The 21,911-nt window shown below is 59.1% G+C and carries 23 protein-coding genes and 1 riboswitch; of the genes, 16 read left to right on the top strand and 7 right to left on the bottom strand.

What is annotated here, in order from left to right; genetic code table 11:
- The first annotated feature begins 5 nt into the window (after positions 1 to 5).
- A complete protein-coding gene (locus ACOTXT_RS07800; RefSeq protein ID WP_055322143.1) occupies positions 6 to 767 on the top strand; it encodes a fimbrial biogenesis chaperone in 762 nt (253 codons plus the stop codon).
- Entirely contained in the window at positions 751 to 1,812 is a 1,062-nt protein-coding gene (locus ACOTXT_RS07795) for a type 1 fimbrial protein (RefSeq protein ID WP_021242314.1), read from the top strand. Before ACOTXT_RS07800 ends, ACOTXT_RS07795 begins: the two co-directional genes overlap by 17 nt.
- Positions 1,813 to 1,856: 44 nt before the next feature.
- Here ACOTXT_RS07795 and ribB read toward each other — a convergent pair whose 3' ends face one another.
- Positions 1,857 to 2,510: a 3,4-dihydroxy-2-butanone-4-phosphate synthase gene (gene ribB, locus ACOTXT_RS07790; RefSeq protein ID WP_008502964.1), complete on the bottom strand. Its 654-nt coding sequence runs from the start codon at positions 2,508 to 2,510 to the stop codon at positions 1,857 to 1,859.
- Positions 2,511 to 2,616: 106 nt separating this feature from the next.
- Positions 2,617 to 2,767, bottom strand: a riboswitch (FMN riboswitch).
- Positions 2,768 to 2,886: 119 nt separating this feature from the next.
- On the opposite strand from ribB, the gene ubiK reads away from it, so the two are divergent.
- A complete protein-coding gene (ubiK, locus tag ACOTXT_RS07785; protein WP_003862539.1) occupies positions 2,887 to 3,183 on the top strand; it encodes a ubiquinone biosynthesis accessory factor UbiK in 297 nt (98 codons plus the stop codon).
- A gap of 114 nt (positions 3,184 to 3,297) precedes the next feature.
- Here the strand turns inward: ubiK and hldE are convergent, their stop codons facing one another.
- The 3 genes from hldE to ACOTXT_RS07770 are packed head-to-tail and all read right to left on the bottom strand — an operon-like array spanning position 3,298 to position 8,947.
- Complete coding sequence (gene hldE / locus ACOTXT_RS07780; protein ID WP_008502962.1) at positions 3,298 to 4,728, bottom strand: bifunctional D-glycero-beta-D-manno-heptose-7-phosphate kinase/D-glycero-beta-D-manno-heptose 1-phosphate adenylyltransferase HldE; 1,431 nt, start codon at positions 4,726 to 4,728, stop codon at positions 3,298 to 3,300.
- Between the two features lie 40 nt (positions 4,729 to 4,768).
- Positions 4,769 to 7,624, bottom strand: a complete 2,856-nt coding sequence (gene glnE / locus ACOTXT_RS07775; RefSeq protein WP_333165489.1) for a bifunctional [glutamate--ammonia ligase]-adenylyl-L-tyrosine phosphorylase/[glutamate--ammonia-ligase] adenylyltransferase — start codon at positions 7,622 to 7,624, stop codon at positions 4,769 to 4,771.
- Between the two features lie 21 nt (positions 7,625 to 7,645).
- Positions 7,646 to 8,947, bottom strand: a complete 1,302-nt coding sequence (locus ACOTXT_RS07770; protein WP_421625299.1) for an inorganic triphosphatase — start codon at positions 8,945 to 8,947, stop codon at positions 7,646 to 7,648.
- Positions 8,948 to 9,176: 229 nt separating this feature from the next.
- Between ACOTXT_RS07770 and ACOTXT_RS07765 the strand changes: the two genes are divergently transcribed.
- Both ACOTXT_RS07765 and ACOTXT_RS07760 read left to right on the top strand, forming a co-directional pair.
- A complete protein-coding gene (locus ACOTXT_RS07765; protein WP_025912514.1) occupies positions 9,177 to 9,797 on the top strand; it encodes a TIGR04211 family SH3 domain-containing protein in 621 nt (206 codons plus the stop codon).
- Between the two features lie 60 nt (positions 9,798 to 9,857).
- On the top strand, positions 9,858 to 11,099 hold the full coding sequence (locus ACOTXT_RS07760) for a multifunctional CCA addition/repair protein (RefSeq protein ID WP_008502958.1): 1,242 nt from the start codon (positions 9,858 to 9,860) through the stop codon (positions 11,097 to 11,099).
- 10 nt (positions 11,100 to 11,109) lie between these two features.
- On the opposite strand, the gene bacA is transcribed toward ACOTXT_RS07760, so the two are convergent.
- Complete coding sequence (gene bacA / locus ACOTXT_RS07755) at positions 11,110 to 11,931, bottom strand: undecaprenyl-diphosphate phosphatase (RefSeq protein ID WP_008502957.1); 822 nt, start codon at positions 11,929 to 11,931, stop codon at positions 11,110 to 11,112.
- 106 nt (positions 11,932 to 12,037) lie between these two features.
- The gene (folB, locus tag ACOTXT_RS07750) at positions 12,038 to 12,406 is read right to left on the bottom strand and encodes a bifunctional dihydroneopterin aldolase/7,8-dihydroneopterin epimerase (RefSeq protein ID WP_045408901.1); all 369 of its coding nucleotides are present in this window, start codon (positions 12,404 to 12,406) and stop codon (positions 12,038 to 12,040) included.
- Positions 12,407 to 12,513: 107 nt separating this feature from the next.
- Between folB and plsY the strand changes: the two genes are divergently transcribed.
- From plsY to ureG, 10 genes are all read left to right on the top strand, one after another.
- On the top strand, positions 12,514 to 13,128 hold the full coding sequence (plsY, locus tag ACOTXT_RS07745; protein WP_008502955.1) for a glycerol-3-phosphate 1-O-acyltransferase PlsY: 615 nt from the start codon (positions 12,514 to 12,516) through the stop codon (positions 13,126 to 13,128).
- A 90-nt stretch (positions 13,129 to 13,218) separates the two neighbouring features.
- Positions 13,219 to 14,685, top strand: coding sequence for an MFS transporter (locus ACOTXT_RS07740; protein ID WP_063929754.1), 1,467 nt, complete (start codon positions 13,219 to 13,221; stop codon positions 14,683 to 14,685).
- Between the two features lie 148 nt (positions 14,686 to 14,833).
- Complete coding sequence (locus tag ACOTXT_RS07735; RefSeq protein ID WP_055321600.1) at positions 14,834 to 15,661, top strand: urease accessory protein UreD; 828 nt, start codon at positions 14,834 to 14,836, stop codon at positions 15,659 to 15,661.
- Between the two features lie 10 nt (positions 15,662 to 15,671).
- A complete protein-coding gene (locus ACOTXT_RS07730) occupies positions 15,672 to 15,974 on the top strand; it encodes an urease subunit gamma (RefSeq protein ID WP_003862556.1) in 303 nt (100 codons plus the stop codon).
- Between the two features lie 10 nt (positions 15,975 to 15,984).
- Positions 15,985 to 16,299, top strand: coding sequence for an urease subunit beta (locus ACOTXT_RS07725; RefSeq protein ID WP_048028967.1), 315 nt, complete (start codon positions 15,985 to 15,987; stop codon positions 16,297 to 16,299).
- Entirely contained in the window at positions 16,292 to 17,995 is a 1,704-nt protein-coding gene (gene ureC, locus ACOTXT_RS07720; RefSeq protein ID WP_055321599.1) for an urease subunit alpha, read from the top strand. Before ACOTXT_RS07725 ends, ureC begins: the two co-directional genes overlap by 8 nt.
- Positions 17,996 to 18,004: 9 nt before the next feature.
- Positions 18,005 to 18,469 carry an urease accessory protein UreE gene (gene ureE, locus ACOTXT_RS07715; RefSeq protein WP_055321598.1) on the top strand — a complete coding sequence of 155 codons (465 nt, stop codon included), beginning with the start codon at positions 18,005 to 18,007 and terminating at the stop codon, positions 18,467 to 18,469.
- Between the two features lie 9 nt (positions 18,470 to 18,478).
- Complete coding sequence (locus ACOTXT_RS07710) at positions 18,479 to 19,018, top strand: HupE/UreJ family protein (RefSeq protein WP_021242324.1); 540 nt, start codon at positions 18,479 to 18,481, stop codon at positions 19,016 to 19,018.
- Positions 19,018 to 19,692, top strand: a complete 675-nt coding sequence (locus ACOTXT_RS07705; protein WP_023344944.1) for an urease accessory protein UreF — start codon at positions 19,018 to 19,020, stop codon at positions 19,690 to 19,692. Before ACOTXT_RS07710 ends, ACOTXT_RS07705 begins: the two co-directional genes overlap by 1 nt.
- Before the next feature lie 9 nt (positions 19,693 to 19,701).
- Positions 19,702 to 20,319 carry an urease accessory protein UreG gene (gene ureG, locus ACOTXT_RS07700; protein ID WP_008503187.1) on the top strand — a complete coding sequence of 206 codons (618 nt, stop codon included), beginning with the start codon at positions 19,702 to 19,704 and terminating at the stop codon, positions 20,317 to 20,319.
- Between the two features lie 87 nt (positions 20,320 to 20,406).
- Here the strand turns inward: ureG and tsaD are convergent, their stop codons facing one another.
- Positions 20,407 to 21,420, bottom strand: a complete 1,014-nt coding sequence (tsaD, locus tag ACOTXT_RS07695; protein ID WP_008503186.1) for a tRNA (adenosine(37)-N6)-threonylcarbamoyltransferase complex transferase subunit TsaD — start codon at positions 21,418 to 21,420, stop codon at positions 20,407 to 20,409.
- Positions 21,421 to 21,656: 236 nt separating this feature from the next.
- On the opposite strand from tsaD, the gene rpsU reads away from it, so the two are divergent.
- Positions 21,657 to 21,872, top strand: coding sequence for a 30S ribosomal protein S21 (gene rpsU / locus ACOTXT_RS07690; protein ID WP_001144069.1), 216 nt, complete (start codon positions 21,657 to 21,659; stop codon positions 21,870 to 21,872).
- Positions 21,873 to 21,911 lie beyond the last annotated feature (39 nt).

Here is a 21,911-nt window from a genome sequence, read left to right as displayed (position 1 = left end):
TCATGATGAAATTAACCTTACTCAAAAGCCTGTGCCTGATGCTGGTCGGCACAGCATTCACCACTCACGCGGCCGTAAACCTGGACCGCACGCGCATTGTCTTTCCGGAAAGCGACAAGGCCAGCAGCCTGAAGATTGAAAACCAGAGTAAAGCGCTGCCCTATCTGGCGCTCTCCTGGATTGAAGATGAGAAAGGCCGTAAAGAAGACAGGCATTTCATGGCGCTGCCTCCGATTCAACGCATTGAAGCGGGTTCCGCATCGCAGGTCAGGATCGTTAAGCAAGCGGCCACCAGTCAGTTACCGAAAGACAGAGAATCCCTGTTTTATTTCAACCTGCGCGAAGTGCCCCCGAAAAGCACCAGCGCCAGCGATGAACGCAGCGTCATGCAGGTGGCGATGCAGAGCAGGATCAAGCTGTTCTGGCGCCCTAAAGCGATTACCAAAAAACCCGGCGAGCAGGCGGAAATGCGGATGGAAGTTTCAGCCACTGCGAATGGGCTGACCATACATAACCCGACGCCGTACTACATCACGCTGGCGTGGCTCAGTAAGAATGCCAGAACCATGCTGCCGGGCTTCGACAGCCTGATGCTTGCGCCTTACGCGACAGCAACAACCTCTACCGGTGACTACCACGGTAACTATTACAGCATCGGTTATATCGACGATTACGGCGCGCTGAAAAAGGTCGACGTACAGTGCGCGGGAACGGCGCAGTGCTCGCTCACCGAACGGAAGATCGAAAAAGATGCGCAATCTCGCTAACGTATTGTTCATAGTGCTGCTCTCAGTGCTGCCTTTAAGAGAAGCGCTGGCGCTCGACTGCTACCTGGGCGGTTCGGGCGGCCCCGTAGAAGAAACTAAAACGATCTCGCCGTTTGCTATCCCCAGTAATGCACAGGCAGGTGAGAAAATTTGGGAATCGGATGACATCAAAATCCCGGTGACATGCAACCACAATGTCACAAGCAGCTTTCAACCGGAGGATATTTTTGGCTGGGTGAATCCTTATCCTTCAACCTCCGATCCCTATTATGAACTGGGCGTAACCTATGAAGGGATAGACTACGATGCAAAAGGCCAGCCTAACGGCGTCGATACCCGACAGTGTCTGGACAACCAAAACATCACGATTTATACCCCCGAGCAGATCCGACAAATGGGATGGGAAAATCGTATCTGTTCCGGTAACCCGGATGATATCCACACTTCACGAACCTTCATTGCTCGTCTGCGCTTATACGTAAAAATTAAAGCCATGCCGCCTCACGGCTACGTCAGCTCGCTGAGCGATTACATCGTTGTCCAGTTTGACGGAAAAGGCGGCGTGAACCAGATGTCGGATGCGAAAAACCTCAAATATCACATCAACGGGCTGCAAAATATTACCGTTCTGGACTGCGGGGCAACGTTCAGTATTTACCCTGAGAACCAGGAGATTGATTTCGGCACCTTTAGCGCACGCGATATCGTGAATCAACAGACGCGTAAACGGACCTTTTCGGTGAAGACGACGAAAGTGCAGGATGCCCAATGTTCAGATGGCTTCAAAATGGACTCGTCGTTCTATACAAATGAAGCGCTTACCGCCAACGATACCGCACTGCTGATAGGCAATGGCCTGAAGCTGAGGATCCTTAACGGAACCGAGCCCTACACCTTTAACCACTACAACGAATACGTGGATTTTACGGGCAGCACGCTTGAGCATGAGCAGCAATACACCGCAGAGCTGTCGCCGGTCGAAGGAAAAGCGATCCAGTCCGGCCCGTTCGAAACGGTGGTGCTGTTCAAAATTAACTATCACTAGAGACAAAAAAGCCGGGTTTCCCCGGCTTTTTCACATCAGCCATTTCAGCTGGCTTTGCGCTCGTGCGCCTGGCGATACTCGATCAGATCTTCAATCGTTACCACCGGCATGTTGTGCAGACGTGCGAAGGTGATGCACTCTGGCGCACGCGCCATGGTGCCGTCGTCGTTGGTCAGTTCACACAGCACGCCCGCAGGTTTGAAGCCTGCCAGCGTCACCAGGTCGATCGTCGCTTCGGTGTGACCGCCGCGGGTCAGCACGCCACCCGCCTGCGCGCGCAGTGGGAAGACGTGGCCTGGACGATGCAGATCGGATGGCTTCGCATCATCAGCAATCGCGGCACGTACGGTGGTCAGACGGTCAGCCGCAGACACACCGGTGGTCACGCCATGCGCCGCTTCAATGGTCACGGTAAATCCGGTACCAAAGGCGCTGGTGTTGTTTTCGACCATCATCGGCAGCTCGAGCTGCTTACGACGATCTTCGGTAATACACAGGCATACGATGCCGCTGCCGTGACGGATGGTCAGCGCCATCTGTTCAACGGTCATGTTTTCGGCGGCGAAAATCATGTCGCCTTCGTTTTCACGGTTTTCATCGTCAAGCACCATCACACCGCGGCCTTCGCGCAGTGCATCCAGTGCATGTTCAACACGTTGAGTTGAAGTGCCAAAAGAGGAAAGTAGCGTCTGATTCATGGTAAAAAAACCTCATTAACATTATGGTTACCAGAATCAGGGCAGTCTTAGGAGCGCCGTATAAGCGGCAAAAAGATAACGTGAGCGGGCCCATGCCCGACTGGATCGTTACTCTCTCCCATCCGGACTCTAACCGTCGGCCCCGGAATTACACCGGATCTGCTGACCTTTGAGAATTCACCCAAAGCGCTCGCGGGCTTTCAGCGTTAAGCTGATTTACCGCCGGTGGGGAATTTCGCCCCGCCCTGAGAATAAGCGAGATAACTATAACGCTATTGATTATCCTGGGCAATGCATAAGCATCAAACAATTTTGTTTACCCCGGGCATGACGCGCTACAATGGACACTAACACCTTTTCATCAAGGGAAACGACAATGATTGACCCGAAGAAAATTGAGCAAATTGCGCGTCAGGTTCACGAGTCTATGCCAAAAGGCATTCGTGAATTTGGTGATGACGTTGAGAAGAAAATCCGCCAGACGCTGCAGGCGCAGTTGGTTCGCCTTGATCTCGTCAGCCGCGAAGAGTTTGACGTGCAGACCCAGGTTCTGCTGCGCACCCGCGAGAAGCTGGCACTGCTGGAACAGCGTCTGACCGAGCTGGAAAACCGCAATGCGCCGGAAGAAGTGAAGCCAGCGCCAGCCATTCCACCGGTGGATGACCAGGCATAGTGCGGCCTGTTGTGCCCGGTGGCGGCTATGCCTTACCGGGCCTGAATGAACGCGTAGGTCGGGTAAGGCGCAGCCGCCACCCGACATAAAAAAACGGGCCAATAGGCCCGTTTTTTACTGACTGTCTTTCTGGATCTTCTTAATGATGTTGGTGGTTGAACACCCGTCCTCAAAGTTGAGCACCATCACCTCGCCGCCGTTGGCCCAGACCTCTTCGCTGCCCGCGATTTGCTCCGGCTTGTAATCCCCACCCTTCACCAGCAGGTCCGGCAGAATACCGGCAATCAGGCGCTGCGGCGTGTCTTCTTCAAACGACACCACCCAGTCCACGGCTTCCAGCGCGCCGAGCACGATCATACGCTGCTCAAGCGGGTTCACCGGACGCGTTTCACCCTTCAGGCGCTTCGTGGACGCATCGCTGTTCACCGCCACAATCAGGCGATCGCCCAGCTTTCGCGCATTCGCCAGATAAGAGACATGGCCCGCGTGCAGGATGTCGAACACGCCGTTAGTCATCACCACTTTTTCACCGCGCTTGCGCGCGGCAGCAACGGCCACTTTCAGCTCCTCTTCGGTCATGACGCCAAAGCCGGTATCCGCACGGCCGCGCACCGCGTTTTCCAGCTCGATTGGGGACACGGTTGAGGTACCGAGTTTACCGACGACCACACCTGCCGCGGCGTTGGCGAAGTAGCACGCTTCTTCCAGAGAGTTCCCCGCCGCCAGCGTCGCCGCCAGCACGCCGATCACCGTATCACCGGCACCGGTCACGTCATACACTTCCTGCGCCTGGGTTGGCATATGCAGCGGCGCCTTGCCCGGCTGCAGCAGCGTCATCCCCTGCTCGGAGCGGGTCACCAGCAGCGCAGATAATTCGAAGTCAGCAATGATCTTCATGCCGCGCTCAACCAGCTCTTCCTCGGTTTTGCATTTGCCCGCCACCGCTTCAAACTCGGAGAGGTTTGGCGTCAGGAGGGTTGCGCCGCGATAGCGCTCAAAGTCGGTGCCCTTAGGATCGATCAGCACCGGTACGCTGGCCTTACGCGCCAGCTGGATCATCGTCTGCACGCTGGCCAGCGCGCCTTTCGCGTAGTCGGACAGCACCAGCGCGCCGATATTGCCTAACGCCTGGTTAATGCGCTCGTGCAGCGGCTCGGGATCAACGCCTTCGAACCCTTCTTCAAAGTCGAGGCGGATCAGCTGCTGGTTACGTGACAGCACGCGCAGCTTGGTGATGGTCGGGTGGGTCGGAACAGAAACGAAGTCACACTTCACGTTCACGTCCGCCAGCGACTTGCTCAGCGCGCGCGCCGCATCGTCGATACCGGTCAGGCCAACCAGACGCGAGTGCGCGCCCAGAGAGGCTATGTTCATCGCCACGTTTGCCGCGCCGCCGGGACGCTCTTCAATGGTGTCGACCTTAACCACCGGTACTGGTGCTTCCGGAGAGATGCGGCTGGTCGGCCCATACCAGTAGCGATCCAGCATCACATCCCCAACAACCATTACTCCAGCACGTTCAAACTCTGGCAGTGTTACTTTCATTCCTGACTCCAGAAAGATTCACAATTTGCGCGCGATAATATCACACTTGATTTGTTACGCACGGTTCCACCAGCCACTTCTGCCAGCTGGCCGTTACCTGAGCACGCTCTGCGACAAAACAGTCCAGCGCCACGTGCCCGGGCTGCTCCTGTAGCGCCAGGTGATGCAGCTCGTCGCGCAGCGTGGTGTAGGCGCGGGTTAAAGCCTGCGCCTCCTGCTCGTCCATAATGTCGTTTTGCGCCAGCAGCTCCAGAATGCGCACGTTATCCGACCAGCGGGTCAGCTTCGGCTTGTCGTGCGCGTGGAGCAGCACCAGATACTGAGTAATGAACTCAATATCGGTAATCCCGCCCTCGTCGGCTTTGATATCAAAGCGATCGCGGTGTTTATTACCCAGGTGCGCGCGCATTTTCTCGCGCATCTCGCGCACTTCGGTCTGCAGCGTACTGCCCTCGCGCGGGGTGGTCATCACATCCTTACGGACGGCATCGAACTGCGTTTTGAGCTGCGGATCGCCATACACCACGCGGGCGCGCACCAGCGCCTGATGCTCCCAGGTCCAGGCTTCATTCTTCTGATAATCGGCGAAGGACTCCGTTGAGGTGACCAGCATACCCGCCGCGCCGGACGGACGCAGGCGCGCATCGACTTCATACAAAATGCCCGACGAAGTGCGGGTGCTGAACAGGTGCATAATGCGCTGGGCCAGGCGCAGATAGAACTGACGCCCGTCAATCTCGCGCTCGCCGTCGGTCATCACGTCAACCGGGCAGTCGTGCAGGAAAATTAAATCCAGATCGGAGCTGTATCCCAGCTCCCAGCCGCCGAGCTTGCCATAACCGACCACGGCAAAGCCTCGCCCCTCACGGTCAGCAAGGTGCTTCGGCTGGCCGTAGCGGGACACCATCTGCACCCACGCCTGCTGCACGACCGCGTCGATGATCGCCTCCGCGAGCCAGGTTAAGTGATCGCTCACTTTCATTACCGGCAGCGTTCCGGCGATATCCGCCGCCGCCACGCGCAGCATCTGGGCCTGCTTAAACTGTCGCAGCGCCTCCAGCTGCTGCTCTTCGTCCTCTTCCGGCACGCGCAGCAGATACTGACGCAGCTCGTCACGGTAGGCATCCGTCGCCGTGGGTTGATACAGGGTGTTAGGGTCGAGCAGCTCATCCAGCAGCAGAGGGTAGCGCGCCAGCTTGTTGGCCACCATCGGAGAGGCGGCGCAGAGGGAAATCAGGTGCTTCAGCGCCCCCGGAAACTCGCTCAAAAGCTCAAGGTACGTGGTGCGCGTGATGATCCCGCTCAGCAGCGGCATCATGCGCGACAGCGGCACCGGCGCATCCGCCCGCGAGCAGACCTCGCTCAGCAGGTGCGGCATCAGGTGATCCAGCACCTGACGGCCGCGCGGGCCAATGGCGCGCTTGTTCAGCTCAAGACGGAAATCGGCAATCAGCGCCACCACGCGATGGCGCGCGTCGTCGGTTAGGTGCGACAGCACCGGGGTGGTGTCATCTTCCTGGAGCGCGTCCTGCCACAGCTCGCGCCAGTGCTCGGAAAGGGCATCGTCCTGCGATTCGCTTTCGTCATCACCGATTAGCTCGTTGAAGATGCGGCGCACGCCTGCCATATGGGCATCGAGCCGTTCGGCCAGCGTTGACCAGTCATCCACGCGCATCCCCCAGGCCAGACGCGCCCGGTTAAGGTCATCCCCCGGCAGGGTCTGGGTCTGTTCGTCGTTGATGCTTTGCAGCAGGTTTTCCAGACGGCGCAGGAAAAGATAGGCCTCGCGCAGGGTTTGCGCGTCGCCGTCCGGCAGCAGGTGAAGCTGCTCAATAGCGCTCAGCGTCGGCAGCAGCGAGCGGGACTGTAGCGACGGCTCGCGTCCGCCGCGAATCAGCTGGAAGACCTGGACGATAAATTCGATTTCGCGAATGCCGCCCGCGCCGAGCTTGATGTTGTCCTTCAGACCGCGACGGCGCACCTCACGGGCGATCATCCCTTTCATATTTCTCAGGGACTGGATCACGCTGAAGTCAATATAGCGACGGAACACGAACGGGCGCAGCATGGCGCGCAGCTCGTTGGCGTAGGCGTCGTCGCTGTCGCCCATGATCCGTGCCTTGACCATCGCGTAACGCTCCCAGTCGCGCCCCTGCTCCTGGTAGTAATCCTCCAGCGCGGCAAAGCTCAGCACCAGCGGCCCGCTGTCGCCAAACGGACGCAGGCGCATGTCCACGCGGTAGACAAAGCCGTCCTGCGTCGGCTGATCCAGCGCCTTAATCAGACGCTGGCCGAGGCGGGTAAAGAACTGGGCGTTGTCCAGCTCGCGACGGCCGCCGCGCGTGGAGCCGTTCTCAGGCCAGGCGAAAATCAGGTCGATATCGGAGGAAAAGTTCAGCTCGCAGCCGCCCAGCTTGCCCATCCCCAGAATCAACAGCGGCTGAGGAACCCCTTCCTCGCTGCACGGCGTGCCCCACTCTTTACAGCAGGCGGCGTAGAGCCAGTCGCGCGCGGCGACAATCAGCGTCTGCGCCAGCTCGCTTAACTGCTGCAACGTACTCTCTTCACTCACCAGTTCCAGCGCCTGCGCCCAGGCAATGCGCACCATCACACGACGGCGGAACTGACGCAGGACGCGCATCAGCGTCGCCTCATCCGCGACGTCTTCAAGCGCGGCCTGCAGCCAGGCGGCATAGTGCCGCCACTCGTCCGCCTGCGGCGGTGCGTTCTCAAGCTCCGTCAGCCAGTCCGGGTAGACGGCTATGCTTTCCTGCACAAAATCACTGAAGACGAGCACGCTTTTCGCCTGCTCGCTTAACGATGACGCCGGTAATGACTCAGGCAGACGTTCGCAAACGGTCTGCCACTGCTGCTGTAACGGTGAAGAAAGCGGCATTCTAGGGGTTCCTTGCCAGAGTTAACGTTTTCCGCTGTGCAGCCAGTACGGCTCCTGCGAAATGGCCTCGTTACGGAAATGCTCTATCTCAATATGCTGACGGGTTTCGATGGCATGCTTCAGCCCCTGCCAGTTTTCCAGCCACGCCTGCGCCTGTGGCCCGTCGTAGGCACCGGAAAGGAGCAGCATGCTGTCGATGTTGCGCGAAAGACGGGGAAGCTGATCGCCATACTTATCGCCGAGCGGATACGCAAAGGTGCTCTTCAGTTCGGCCGCATGACGGGAAAGATGAATATCTGCGAAACGCTTAAAGTTTTCCGCGATTTTGGCCTCGGCTTTCGCATCCAGGAAGGCGCGCCAGCCGCGCGTCACCAGAAACTCGGTCAGCGCCAGTTTTGCCGAAGCGGCTTGCGGACTGTAGATCGCCGTTTGCGCAGATACGTCCGAGAGCATCAGCGTTTCGGTTTGCGTCAGCAGATCACGTAAGTGAGCGCTCGCTTTGCGAGGAACAATACCGCCGAAGAGCGTCAGGGTATGGCGCACCAGGGCAATGGCCGCCAGCACGTGGGATTTGGCGTTTTTCACATTTCGTACCCACAGCTCATCATGGTACTGCCACTGAGAAAGCGCCAGCTCCAGCGCGGCTTCCAGCCCCTGCTCAACGCTGGCTTTCGGCGCAACGCGCAAAATGGTCGTCTCTTTCAGCACGCGCGGCGCATTTCCGGCGGCCAGATGGTAACCCCGCGCGGCTTTGCTCAGGCTCCCCTGGCGCAATCCGGACTGGTTCACCAGCCTGCGCGCCAGCTTCAGCACGTCATTTGCGTCCCCTTCCAGCAGCTCAAGCTCCAGTTCGCAGATCGGCTCCTGGTACTCACCCGCCTTCACCTCACCCAGATCGAGGGCGATTTCGATGCGGCTTTTACCTTCCGTCACCAGCCATTTCTCGCGCCAGAAATCGGTGCTGAACAGCGGCTGCACCTGCTCCGCCAGCGTGGCAGGCAACTCGCCTTCCGGCCAGACTTCCGCCGGAAAACGTTCCAGCTCAAGTTCTGGCTGACTGATGTCGATATTGTATTCCGGACGCTGATGTAACCCGCCGACCACGCGGCCGGCAATTTTCATCGTCATCTCGTAGCGCCCACTCGCGCCACGGATGCGCAGCCCCATATCGTGGCGGCGTAGCCAGTTATCCGGCGTTTCGTAATAGATATTAAGCAGTTGTACCGGTGCATGGTGTTCGCCGGAGAGCGTATGCAGATGCTGGCGGAGTGCGTCAACGCTGTCTTTTTCGACGATAAATTTTAATTCGATTTCCTGAGCCATAGCCTTGTACTTTTGCGGGCGTCACAGACGCGTCAATGAGGGCGAACTTCCTCGCCATTTGTTTGTCAGTACATAGTATTTTGCGCCAAATTGCCATGCAATGAGCAATTTGACGGGCGTAAATGTGTAGAGTCGTGACACAGATGATTCTGATTGCTGATGAATGCTTTGCGTAGAGACACTGTTGCCACTACTATCGTTCCACTATTTATGAAAATAACGACTAATGATGCTTAAATTACGCCTGATTGGACTTACTTTACTCGCTTTTAGCGCCGCAACCGCAGTGCACGCTGAAGAGAAGCGTTACGTTTCTGACGAACTGAACACCTGGGTACGCAGTGGCCCCGGAGATAATTATCGCCTCGTGGGTACGGTAAATGCCGGCGAGGAAGTCACCCTGTTACAGACCAACGCGGACACCAACTACGGTCAGGTTCGCGACAGTTCTGGCCGCACGTCCTGGATCCCACTGAAAGAGCTGAGCACCGTGCCAAGCCTGCGCACCCGCGTACCGGATCTGGAAAATCAGGTGAAAACCCTGACCGACAAGCTGAACAATATCGACGGAACCTGGAACCAGCGTACCGCCGAGATGCAGCAGAAAGTGGCGCAGAGCGACGGGGTGATTAACGGCCTGAAAGAAGAGAACCAGAAGCTGAAAAACGAGCTGATTGTCGCGCAGAAGAAAGTGAATGCCGCCAACCTGCAGCTCGATGACAAACAGCGCACCATCATCATGCAGTGGTTTATGTATGGCGGCGGCGTGCTGGGCGTCGGTCTGGTGCTGGGTCTGGTTCTGCCGCACCTGATCCCAAGCCGTAAACGTAAAGATCGCTGGATGAACTAATTCGTCTTCTCTGCCAGACTTACGTATCATTCTGGAAAAGAGAAAACGGGAGTGTCAGGCGTGAAGAGTTATCTGGTCGGTGGTGCGGTACGTGATGCGTTGTTAGGTCTGCCGGTCAAAGATAAAGACTGGGTGGTGGTGGGCGCCACCCCGGAAGAGATGCTCGACGCGGGCTACCAGCAGGTAGGCCGCGATTTTCCCGTCTTTTTACACCCGAAAAGCCGCGAAGAGTACGCCCTGGCGCGTACCGAGCGGAAATCAGGTTCGGGCTACACTGGCTTTACCTGCTACGCCGCGCCGGACGTCACGCTGGAGGACGATCTCCTGCGTCGCGATCTGACCATTAACGCGCTGGCGCAGGACGAGCACGGCCAGATTATTGACGCTTATGGCGGCCAGGACGATCTGCGCAACCGTCTCTTACGTCACGTCTCCCCGGCGTTTTCTGAAGATCCGCTCCGCGTGCTGCGCGTGGCGCGTTTTGCCGCGCGTTACGCCCATCTCAGCTTCCGAATTGCCGATGAGACCATGGCGCTGATGACCGCCATGACCGAGGCGGGCGAGCTTGAACACCTGACGCCAGAGCGCGTCTGGAAAGAGACCGAGAATGCGCTCACCACGCGTAACCCGCAGGTCTTTTTCCAGGTGCTGCGCGACTGCGGCGCCCTGAAGGTGCTGTTCCCGGAAATAGACGCGCTGTTTGGCGTACCGGCTCCGGCGAAATGGCATCCGGAGATTGACACCGGCGTGCACACGCTGATGACCCTGAGCATGGCGGCCATGCTCAGCCCTGACGTGGACGTGCGCTTTTCCACCCTGTGCCACGATCTCGGCAAAGGCTTAACGCCAAAAGAGCTCTGGCCTCGGCACCACGGGCACGGTCCGGCAGGGGTGAAGCTCGTCGAAGGGCTGTGCCAGCGCCTGCGCGTGCCGAACGAAATCCGCGATCTGGCGAAACTGGTGGCCGAATTCCACGACCTGATCCACACCTTCCCGATCCTGAAACCGGCCACCATCGTTAAGCTGTTCGATAACATCGACGCCTGGCGCAAACCCCAGCGCGTGGAGCAGATCGCGCTCACCAGCGAGGCTGACGTGCGCGGGCGTACCGGGTTTGAAGCCTGTGACTACCCGCAGGGACGTTTACTGCGTAAAGCCTGGGAGGTAGCCAAAGCGGTGCCGACGAAGGACGTTGTCGAGGCGGGATTCAAAGGCCCGGACATTCGCGAAGAGCTGACGAAACGGCGGATTCAGGCGGTATCAGAGTGGAAGGAAAAGCATTGCCCTCAGCCAAAAGACTGAGGGCAGTCGGTCAGAAGAAGACCACGTAAACCGCAGCCGCGACGATAAAGCGGTAGATCGCGAACGGAATGAACGAGATACGCTTAATCAGCTGCAGGAAGGTTTTGATGGCAATCAGCGCCACGATAAACGCGGTGATGAAGCCGACGGCGAACATCGGAATGTCGCCCGTGGTGAGGAAACCGATGCTTTTATAGAGGTCAAGCGCGGTGGCGCCCATCATCATCGGCACCGCCAGCAGGAATGAGAACTCTGACGCGGCGTAACGGCTTACGCCCATCAGCATCCCGCCGGAAATGGTTGCACCTGAACGGGAGAAGCCCGGCCACAGCGCCAGACACTGGAAGCAGCCAATGATAAATGCCTGACGATACGTCATATCGTCCAGCCCTTCCGCGCGCGGCGTTTTTGGCTTCAGCACTTCCGCGGCGATCAGCAGGAAGCCGCCCACCACCAGCGCGTACATCACGTTAATCGGGTTAAACAGCGATTTGATGGCGTCGTGGAAAACCAGGCCCAGCACCACCGCCGGGATCATCCCGAGCAGAATATGGATCAGCGACAGGCGGCCTTTACTCATCCCTTCGTGCTGCGGCGGACGGCCAAAATGGATACCGATCAGGCCAAACAGACGGCGCCAGAACATCACCACCACCGCCAGAATCGAACCCAGCTGGATCACCACTTCAAACGTTTTTGCAGTATCGCCTTCAAAGCCCAGCAGATGACCAACAATGATCATATGGCCGGTACTGGAAACCGGTAAAAACTCCGTCAATCCTTCGACCACACCCAGTATTGCCGCCACCAGCAGCGAGTGCATATCGCTCATCTATAAACCCCTAAAAAAATATAAAAAAAACGGTCGCCCCAACGGCTACCGTGAAAGATACAGCTTTAAGACCGGTATAACCTAAAATGGTTTAGCTATTATGACGTTAAATCTTGCCTTTCAGATTTGTGCCACGCTCGATAATGACGCCCACGTTGGCCGCGCGCGCCACCGCGCCCGGTTTGCTCAGCTTGATGCGCACCCACGGTGAGTTGAATTTTTCCAGCAGCAATTCTGCGACCTCTTCCGCCACCCGTTCGACCAGCGCAAAACGTTGCCCTTCCACGTGGCCGATGACCGTTTCACTGATGTCGGCGTAGCTGAGACAGTCGTTCACGTCATCGCTTTTTGCCGACTTGCGGTTATCCCATCCCATTTCGATATCGAACACCAGCTTCTGCTCGATGGTCTGTTCCCAGTCGTAAACACCAATAGTGGTGATTACCGAAAGTTGCTCTATAAATACAATATCCATCACGACCTGCCTGCTTTTTGGCTAAACCGGATACCACTTCCGGCGAATTATGCGTATTATCCACAGATGCTGAGAATACAGATACATTTTCAAAACGGAACAGCGTTATGAGTGCAATCGCGCCTGGAATGATCCTCCTCGCCTATCTTTGCGGCTCAATCTCCAGCGCCATTCTGGTCTGCCGCATCGCCGGGTTACCTGACCCGCGTGAAAGTGGTTCCGGGAATCCGGGAGCGACCAACGTACTACGAATTGGCGGCAAGGGAGCAGCCGTAGCGGTTTTGATTTTTGATGTTCTGAAAGGGATGCTACCCGTCTGGGGCGCGTATGCGCTGGGCGTCACGCCGTTCTGGCTGGGGCTCATTGCGATTGCTGCCTGTGTCGGCCACATCTGGCCCGTATTCTTCGGTTTTAAAGGCGGCAAAGGCGTGGCAACCGCTTTTGGTGCCATTGCGCCTATCGGCTGGGATTTAACCGGCGTGATGGCTGGCACCTGGCTGCTCACCATTCTGCTGAGCGGCTATTCGTCGCTGGGCGCGATCGTCAGCGCGCTGATTGCCCCGTTCTACGTCTGGTGGTTCAAACCTCAGTTCACCTTCCCGGTATCAATGCTCTCCTGCCTTATCCTGCTGCGTCATCACGACAATATTCAGCGCCTGTGGCGTCGTCAGGAGACCAAAATCTGGACGAAGCTCAAGAGGAAGAAAAAAGACGCTCCGTAAGGTTAGTTATGCCTTATAGCCAAATGTGATTTTGGTCACCTTCTGCCTGTGGTAACTGTTAATGACACAACACAACCACATAAGAAGAAAATGGCAGAAATCACAGAAACAACTCCCCTTTCAACGGCAGGAAAACGTTCCGATGGCGACATCCAGTGGGTGCGCAGCGCATCGGATGTTTCACGCCTCGTTAATGATGGTTCTCAGGGCCGGGCCAATGCTCGCATCGTGATCGGTATCGCGCTGGGCGGGATTTTCCTCGATGCCTACGATCTGGGCGCGCTGGCCTTCGGCATAAAAGATATCACCCGCGAATTTAACCTGACGCCCGCCGGTACCGGCATGGTGGCGTCCGCCATTACGTTTGGCGCGATTGTCGGGGCGCTGCTCGGCGGTTATCTCACGGATAAAATCGGGCGCTATCGCGTCTTTATGGCCGACATGCTCTTCTTCGTGGTGGCCGCCATCGCCTGTGCGCTGGCCCCGAACGAATATGTGCTGGCGGGTGCCCGCTTTGTCATGGGACTTGGCGTCGGGATCGACCTTCCCGTGGCGATGGCATTTTTAAGCGAGTTCGCCAGGCTAAAAGGCCCCGGCAATAAGGCCTCCAGCGTCGCCATGTGGTGCCCCACCTGGTATGCCGCCATCAGTATCTCCTACCTGCTGGTGCTCTTCTTCTACGCCGTGCTGCCGGAAAGCCACAGCGACTGGCTGTGGCGCCTGATCCTTGGCTTCGGCGCGGTACCCGCGCTGGTGATTATCGCCATCCGCAGCCGCTATATGAGCGAATCGCCGGTCTGGGCGGCAAATCAGGGCAACCTGAAGGAGGCGGCGTCCATTTTACGTCAGTCGTATAACATCAATGCCCACGTGCCGCAGGATGCGCTCAGCCAGCCAGCTCCCGTCGTGAATAAAGCGAAATGGTCCAACTATCTGAACCTGTTCCGCGGCGTCTACTTACGCCGCACGACGCTCGCCACGCTGCTGTCCGTCGTCTCTTCGTTCGCCTATAACGCGGTGGCGTTTGGTCTGCCGGTGATCATCTCCAGCTTCTTTGTCCAGTCGATGCTGACCACCATCCTGATTTCTCTGGTGCTTAACCTGCTGTTTGCCTTCGTCGGCGGACTGCTGGCGGTACGCTACGTGCCGCGCTTCGGCGCATGGCGGATGTCGCTGGCGGGTTACGCCTGCCAGCTGGTCGCGCTGCTGGGCCTGGGGCTGATTGGTCGTCCGGAAGGCGCCACCGAAGGCGTGCTTGCCGTGGCAATGCTGGCGCTCTTCCTGTTCGGCCAGGGCTTCGGCCCGGGCGCGCATACCATGACGTTTGCCTCACTGAGCTACCCGACCTCGCTGCGCGGCGTCGGCGTTGGCCTTAACCAGACGCTGATGCGCAGCAGCTCGACGCTGTCGCTGTTCATGTTCCCGCTGCTGGTCGCCTCGCTGGATACCGCCGTGTTCTGGGTGATTGCGCTGGCGCCGTTTATCGGCCTGGCCTCGCTGCTGGCGATCCGCTGGGAGCCGTCGGGGTATGATGTGGATGCGGAGGATTACCGCTAATCATAAATAATGTCATCGCTTTTCTTGCCGGGTGGCGCTGCGCTTACCCGGCCTACATTACAGACCATCCATAAGCGACTCATATGACAGCCTTCAATTCTGCCAGGGCATACTGAAACGACCCCGATGATGAGCAGATGGATGCAGCATGTTAGCAGCTCAGGTCACTGATAATTCGTACAAAGGCTGGCAGGCGTCGCTTGCCCTGCAGTTTTGTCACACCCCTGAGAAAACCCTCCTGCACTCCGCTCATCACGTCGGGCCGCTTACCGTTCAGCGTCCGTTTTACCCTGAAGGCGAGACCTGCCACCTTTACCTGCTGCACCCGCCGGGCGGGGTTGTGGGCGGCGATACGCTGGACATTTCCGTTCGGCTGGACGCCAAAAGCCACACGCTTATCACCATGCCCGGCGCCAGCAAGTTCTATCGCAGCAGCGGCCCGCAGGCGCGTCTGAGCCAGCACTTTTATCTCGATGAGGGATCCACGCTGGAGTGGCTACCGCAGGACACCATTATCTTCCCCGGTGCGAATGCCGCGCTGCGTTCCGTCTTTCACCTTAAGGCCTCCAGCACGCTGCTGGCGTGGGAGCTGTACTGTCTGGGACGACCGGTAATCAATGAGACCTTCAGCCACGGCACGCTGGAGAGCCGCCTTGAGGTGTGGGTGGATGACGAACCCCGCCTGATAGAGCGCCAGCACCTCGGCGACGGCGATCTCACGCCCGTTGCCGGACACCCGTGGATCGGCACGCTGCTGTTCTATCCGGCCAATGAAGAACATCTCGACACGGTGCGCGCGCTGCTCGCACCGCTGGAAACTTTTGCGGGCGCTACGCTCGTGGACGACCTCATGTCGGTGCGTTTTCTCTCCCACGATAACCTGATTTGCCAGCGGGTGATGCGCGATATCTGGCAGTCGCTTCGCCCGCTTCTCACCACCAAAACCGCCTTTTCGCCGCGTATCTGGCAGACATAAGAGAAACGTTATGGAACTGACCCCCAGAGAAAAAGACAAGCTGTTGCTGTTCACCGCCGCGCTGGTTGCCGAACGCCGCCTTGCGCGCGGGGTAAAGCTCAATTATCCGGAATCGGTCGCGCTGATCAGCGCCTTCATCATGGAAGGCGCGCGCGATGGCGAAACCGTCGCCTCGCTGATGGAGGCGGGCCGCCACGTCCTGACGCGCGACCAGGTGATGGAGGGCGTGCCGGAGATGATCCCGGACATTCAGGTGGAAGCCACCTTCCCGGACGGATCCAAGCTCGTCACCGTCCACAACCCGATCGTCTAAGGAGCGCGTGATGATCCCAGGCGAATACCAGATCCAGCCCGGCACGATTGCGATCAACGTCGGGCGCGAAACCCAAACCGTGATTGTCGAAAATCACGGCGACAGGCCGATCCAGGTCGGATCGCACTATCACTTTTACGAGGTCAACCCGGCGCTGAAGTTTGACCGTGAGGTGACCCGAGGCTACCGGCTGAACATCCCGGCAGGCACCGCCGTGCGCTTTGAGCCCGGCCAGAAGCGCGAAGTGACGCTGGTTCAGGTCACGGGTGCGCAGCGCATTGTCGGCTTTCGCGGCGAGGTAATGGGCGAGGTGAAACATGGCTGAGATTTCGCGCCAGGCCTATGCCGATATGTTCGGCCCCACCACCGGCGATAAAGTGCGGCTGGCCGACAGCGAGCTGTGGATTGAAGTGGAAGACGATCTCACGATCTACGGCGAAGAGGTCAAGTTCGGCGGCGGGAAGGTGATCCGCGACGGCATGGGCCAGGGGCAGATGACCGCAGACGACTGCGTGGATCTGGTGCTGACCAACGCGCTGATCGTCGACCACTGGGGGATCGTGAAAGCCGATATCGGCGTCAAGAACGGGCGGATTTTTGCCGTCGGCAAAGCCGGCAACCCGGACATTCAGCCCGGCGTGACGATCCCGATTGGTGCCGCAACCGAAGTCATCGCCGCCGAAGGGAAGATCGTCACCGCAGGCGGGATCGACACCCACATCCACTGGATCTGCCCGCAGCAGGCGGAGGAGGCGCTGGTCTCCGGCGTCACCACCATGATCGGCGGCGGCACCGGACCCGCAGCGGGCACCAACGCCACCACCTGCACGCCAGGGCCGTGGTATATCGCCCGCATGCTGCAGGCCGCCGATACGCTGCCGGTGAATATCGGCCTGCTCGGCAAGGGGAACGGCTCCAACCCGGATGCCCTGCGCGAGCAGATTGCCGCGGGCGCCATCGGGCTGAAGATCCACGAAGACTGGGGCGCGACGCCTGCGGCAATCAACTGCTCGCTGGAGGTGGCCGAAGAGATGGACATTCAGGTGGCGCTGCACAGCGACACGCTGAACGAGTCCGGGTTTGTCGAAGACACGCTGGCGGCTATCGCCGGGCGCACCATCCACACCTTCCACACCGAAGGGGCGGGCGGCGGCCACGCGCCGGATATCATCACCGCCTGCGCACACCCGAATATTCTGCCCTCCTCCACCAACCCGACGCTGCCCTACACGGTGAATACCATCGACGAGCATCTCGACATGCTGATGGTTTGTCATCACCTCGACCCGGATATCGCCGAGGACGTGGCGTTTGCCGAATCCCGCATTCGTCGGGAGACCATCGCCGCCGAAGACGTGCTGCACGACATCGGCGCGTTTTCGCTCACGTCGTCAGATTCGCAGGCCATGGGCCGCGTCGGGGAAGTGATTATCCGTACCTGGCAGGTGGCGCACCGCATGAAGGTCCAGCGCGGCGCGCTGCCGGAAGAGACCGGCGAGAACGACAATTTCCGCGTGAAGCGCTACGTCGCCAAATACACCATTAACCCGGCGCTGACCCACGGTATCGCCCATGAAGTGGGTTCGATTGAGGCGGGCAAGCTGGCAGATCTGGTGGTCTGGTCCCCGGCGTTCTTCGGCGTAAAACCCGCCACCATCGTCAAAGGCGGGATGATCGCCTGCGCGCCGATGGGTGACATCAACGCTTCAATCCCCACACCGCAGCCGGTCCATTACCGCCCAATGTTTGCCGCGCTGGGCGCCGCGCGCCACGCCACGCGGCTGACGTTTGTCTCGCAGGCGGCTCACGCGAACGGCATCCCCCAGCAGCTCAACCTGCAGAGCGCCACCGCGGTGGTGAAAGGCTGCCGGACGGTGAAAAAGGCGGACATGATCCACAACGCTCTGCAACCGAACATCACCGTTGATTCGCAAACCTACGAGGTGCGCGTCGACGGCGAACTGATTACCAGCGAACCGGCTGACGTTCTGCCGATGGCGCAACGCTATTTCCTGTTTTGAGGAGTGATGATGATTTATCTGACCCAACGTCTGGACCACGCGCACCCGACTACCGCCAGCGTCACGCTGCCGATTGACGTGCGGGTGAAAAGCCGCGCCCGCGTAGCGCTGAACGACGGCCGCGAAGCCGGGCTGATGCTGCCGCGCGGCCTGCTGCTGCGCGGGGGGGACCTGCTGACCACCGACGACGGCAGCGAAGTGATCGAAGTGATCGCCGCGGCTGAGTCCGTCTCCGTGGTGCGCTGTGCCGATCCGTTCCTGCTCGCCCGCGCCTGCTACCACCTGGGCAACCGCCACGTGCCGCTGCAGGTGATGCCCGGCGAGCTGCGCTATCACCACGATCACGTTCTCGACGATATGCTGCGCCAGTTTGGGCTGGAGGTGACCTACGCCAGCCTGCCGTTTGAACCAGAAGCGGGCGCGTATGCCAGCGATGCCCACAGCCATAGCCACACTCACGCCCATTCACATTAAGGATCCATCATGCGCAAGTTACTCCCCCTGTTACTGCTGGCTTTTTCCGTTCCCGCGCTCGCGCATCCCGGCCACGGTGCCGACAGCTTTCAGGCTGGTTTTTTCCATCCGCTGACCGGGCTCGATCACCTGCTGATGCTAGCGGGCGCAGGCGTGCTCTCGGCACTGAGCGGCCGCAAGCTCCTGCTGCCGTTTGCCACCCTCGGGATGATGCTTGTCGGCGCCATCGCAGGCAGCCTGCTCGGCGGCTTTAGCGGCATGGAGATGCTGATTATCGCCTCGCTGGCGGTCAGCGGCGTGATGATGTTTAAGACTGAAAACCGTCTGCTGCTGGCGGTGCCTGCCCTGGCGATGTTCCACGGCTGGGCGCACGGCGTGGAGATGTCCGGCCATAGCTTCTGGCTGTTCACCAGCGGGTTTATGTTCGCCAGCGCCACGGTGCTGTGCGCCAGTTTCGCCGCAGGCTTGCTGCTGCGCCGTCACGACGGGCTGCGTAAAACCTTCGGCGGCGGGCTGATTGTTTCCGCCCTGCTGGCGCTGATGAGCTGATGGAGCACGCCCGCCAGTGGCTGCGCCTGATGCAGCTCTCCAGCAGCAGCCTGCCGGTCGGATCGTTTACCTGGTCGCAGGGGCTGGAGTGGGCCGTTGAGGCGGGCTGGGTCACGGACGCCGACGCCTTTAAACGCTGGCAGATCCAGCAGATGGAGCAGAGTTTTTTCTGCGTCGATCTGCCGCTGTTTCACCGTCTCTGCCAGGCCTGCAATCGGAACGACCTGGCAACGGCCAGACGCTGGACGGCATACCTGCTCGCCTGCCGGGAAACGCGCGAGCTGCGTGAAGAAGAACGCAACCGCGGGGCGGCCTTTACGCGTCTCATCAAAAGCTGGGAGCCGGACTGCCCGGCAGAATGGCTGGCGCTGTGCAGGCAAAGCCAGCTCTGCGGCATGGCGTGGCTCGGCGTGCGCTGGGGCATTGACGTGCGCGAGCTGGCGCTGAGCCTGGGCTACAGCTGGATTGAGAGCGCGGTCATGGCAGGCGTCAAGCTGGTGCCGTTTGGGCAGCAGGCGGCGCAGCAGCTGATTATCGAGCTGAGCGACCATTTTGCCGCCGGGCTTGAACAGGCCTTTTTACGTCGCGACGACGCGCTGGGGGCAGCAACGCCGCTGTCCGCCATCGCCTCCGCGCGCCACGAAACCCAATATTCACGACTATTCCGTTCCTGAGGAGTCAACATGGCTGATTACAAACATCCCCTGCGCGTGGGCGTGGGTGGCCCGGTAGGGTCGGGCAAAACCGCGCTGCTGGAAGCGCTCTGCAAGGCAATGCGCGACACATATCACCTGGCGGTGGTGACCAACGATATCTACACCAAAGAGGATCAGCGCATCCTGACCGAGGCGGGCGCGCTGGCGCCGGAGCGCATCGTGGGCGTGGAGACCGGCGGCTGCCCGCATACCGCCATCCGCGAAGACGCCTCGATGAACCTGGCGGCGGTGGAAGCGCTCAGCGAGAAGTTCGGCAATCTGGATCTGATCTTCGTGGAAAGCGGCGGGGACAACCTGAGCGCGACCTTCAGCCCGGAGCTGGCGGATCTGACCATCTACGTGATCGACGTGGCCGAAGGGGAAAAAATCCCGCGCAAGGGCGGGCCGGGGATCACCAAGTCCGATTTTCTGGTGATCAACAAAACCGATCTCGCGCCGTACGTGGGGGCGTCGCTGGAGGTGATGGAGCGCGATACCAACCGCATGCGCGGCGAGCGTCCGTGGACCTTTACCAACCTGAAAGCGGGAGACGGTCTGGGAACGATCATTGCGTTTCTGGAAGAGAAAGGGATGCTGCGGGTGTAGTGCAGGTTATTGCCGGGTGGCGGCTTCGCCTGACCCGGCCTACGGTTTTGTAGGCCCGGTAAGCGCAGCGCCACCGGGCAAAAAAACTCACGCCTCAGGCAGTTCCGCCAGCGGCCAGCGCGGACGCACGGACACGCTCAGGTCAGACGTTGCGCCAGCGTTCAGGCGCACCATACCGGCGTAGGCAATCATCGCCCCGTTATCGGTACAGAATTCGGGACGGGCGTAGAACACTTCCCCACGACGCTTTTGCATCATCTCGGCGAGCTTCGCGCGCAGCGTGCGGTTGGCGCTGACGCCGCCCGCCATCACCAGACGCTTGAAGCCGGTCTGATCCAGCGCGCGCTTGCACTTGATCATCAGCGTATCCACCACCGCATCTTCAAACGCGCGGGCGATATCGGCGCGGGTCTGCTCGCTGTCGTCGTTATTGCGGATCGTGTTGGCCGCGAAGGTTTTCAGCCCGGAGAAGCTGAAGTCCAGCCCCGGACGGTCGGTCATCGGACGCGGGAAGACAAAGCGCCCTTCCGTTCCCTGCGCCGCCATTTTGGACAGCATCGGGCCGCCTGGGTAATCGAGTCCCAGCAGCTTGGCGGTTTTGTCGAACGCTTCACCGGCAGCGTCGTCGATTGACTCGCCCAGCAGCTCGTACTTGCCAATGCCCGTGACGCTAATCAGCTGCGTATGGCCGCCGGAGACCAGCAGCGCCACAAACGGAAATTCAGGCGGATTCTCTTCCAGCATCGGTGCCAGAAGGTGCCCTTCCATATGGTGAACCGGGATGGCTGGCACATCCCACGCGAAGGCCAGCGAACGGCCAACCGTCGCGCCGACCAGCAGCGCGCCGACCAGACCCGGCCCCGCGGTGTAGGCCACGGCATCAATATCGGTTGAACTCAACCCGGCCTCTTTCAGCGCCGCCTGAATCAGGGGAACGGTTTTACGCACGTGGTCACGAGAGGCCAGTTCAGGCACGACGCCGCCGTAGTCAGCGTGCAATTTCACCTGACTATACAGTTGGTTGGCCAGAAGCCCTTTTTCGTCGTCGTAAATGGCGATGCCGGTTTCATCGCAGGATGTTTCAATACCCAGTACACGCATGACTTGTTTTACCTCGTTTCAATACCGCGCAGTGTAGAGCCTGGGCGGGTTGATGTAAAACTTTGTTCGCCCCAGGAAGAAGGCTCGTGTATACTCCTCACCCTTATTAAAGTCCCTTTCAAAATCGCATCGGTGCTTTACAAAGCAGCAGCATTTGCAGTAAAATTCCGCACCATTTTGAAATAAGCTGGCGTTGATGCCAGCGGCAAACCGAATTTATTAAAGGTGAGAGTTACATGCCGGTAATTAAAGTACGTGAAAACGAGCCGTTCGACGTAGCACTGCGTCGCTTCAAACGTTCATGCGAGAAAGCAGGTGTTCTGGCTGAAGTTCGTCGTCGTGAGTTTTATGAAAAACCAACGACCGAACGTAAGCGCGCTAAAGCTTCCGCTGTGAAACGTCACGCGAAGAAACTGGCTCGCGAAAACGCACGCCGTACTCGTCTGTACTAATTGGTTGAGGGCCTCAGCCCTCAATTGACAGACAGAGTA

The organism is Enterobacter cloacae complex sp. IR5422 (genome assembly GCF_049238165.1).
Classification (GTDB): Bacteria; Pseudomonadota; Gammaproteobacteria; order Enterobacterales; family Enterobacteriaceae; genus Enterobacter; species Enterobacter roggenkampii.
This window is presented reverse-complemented; position numbering and strand designations above follow the sequence as displayed.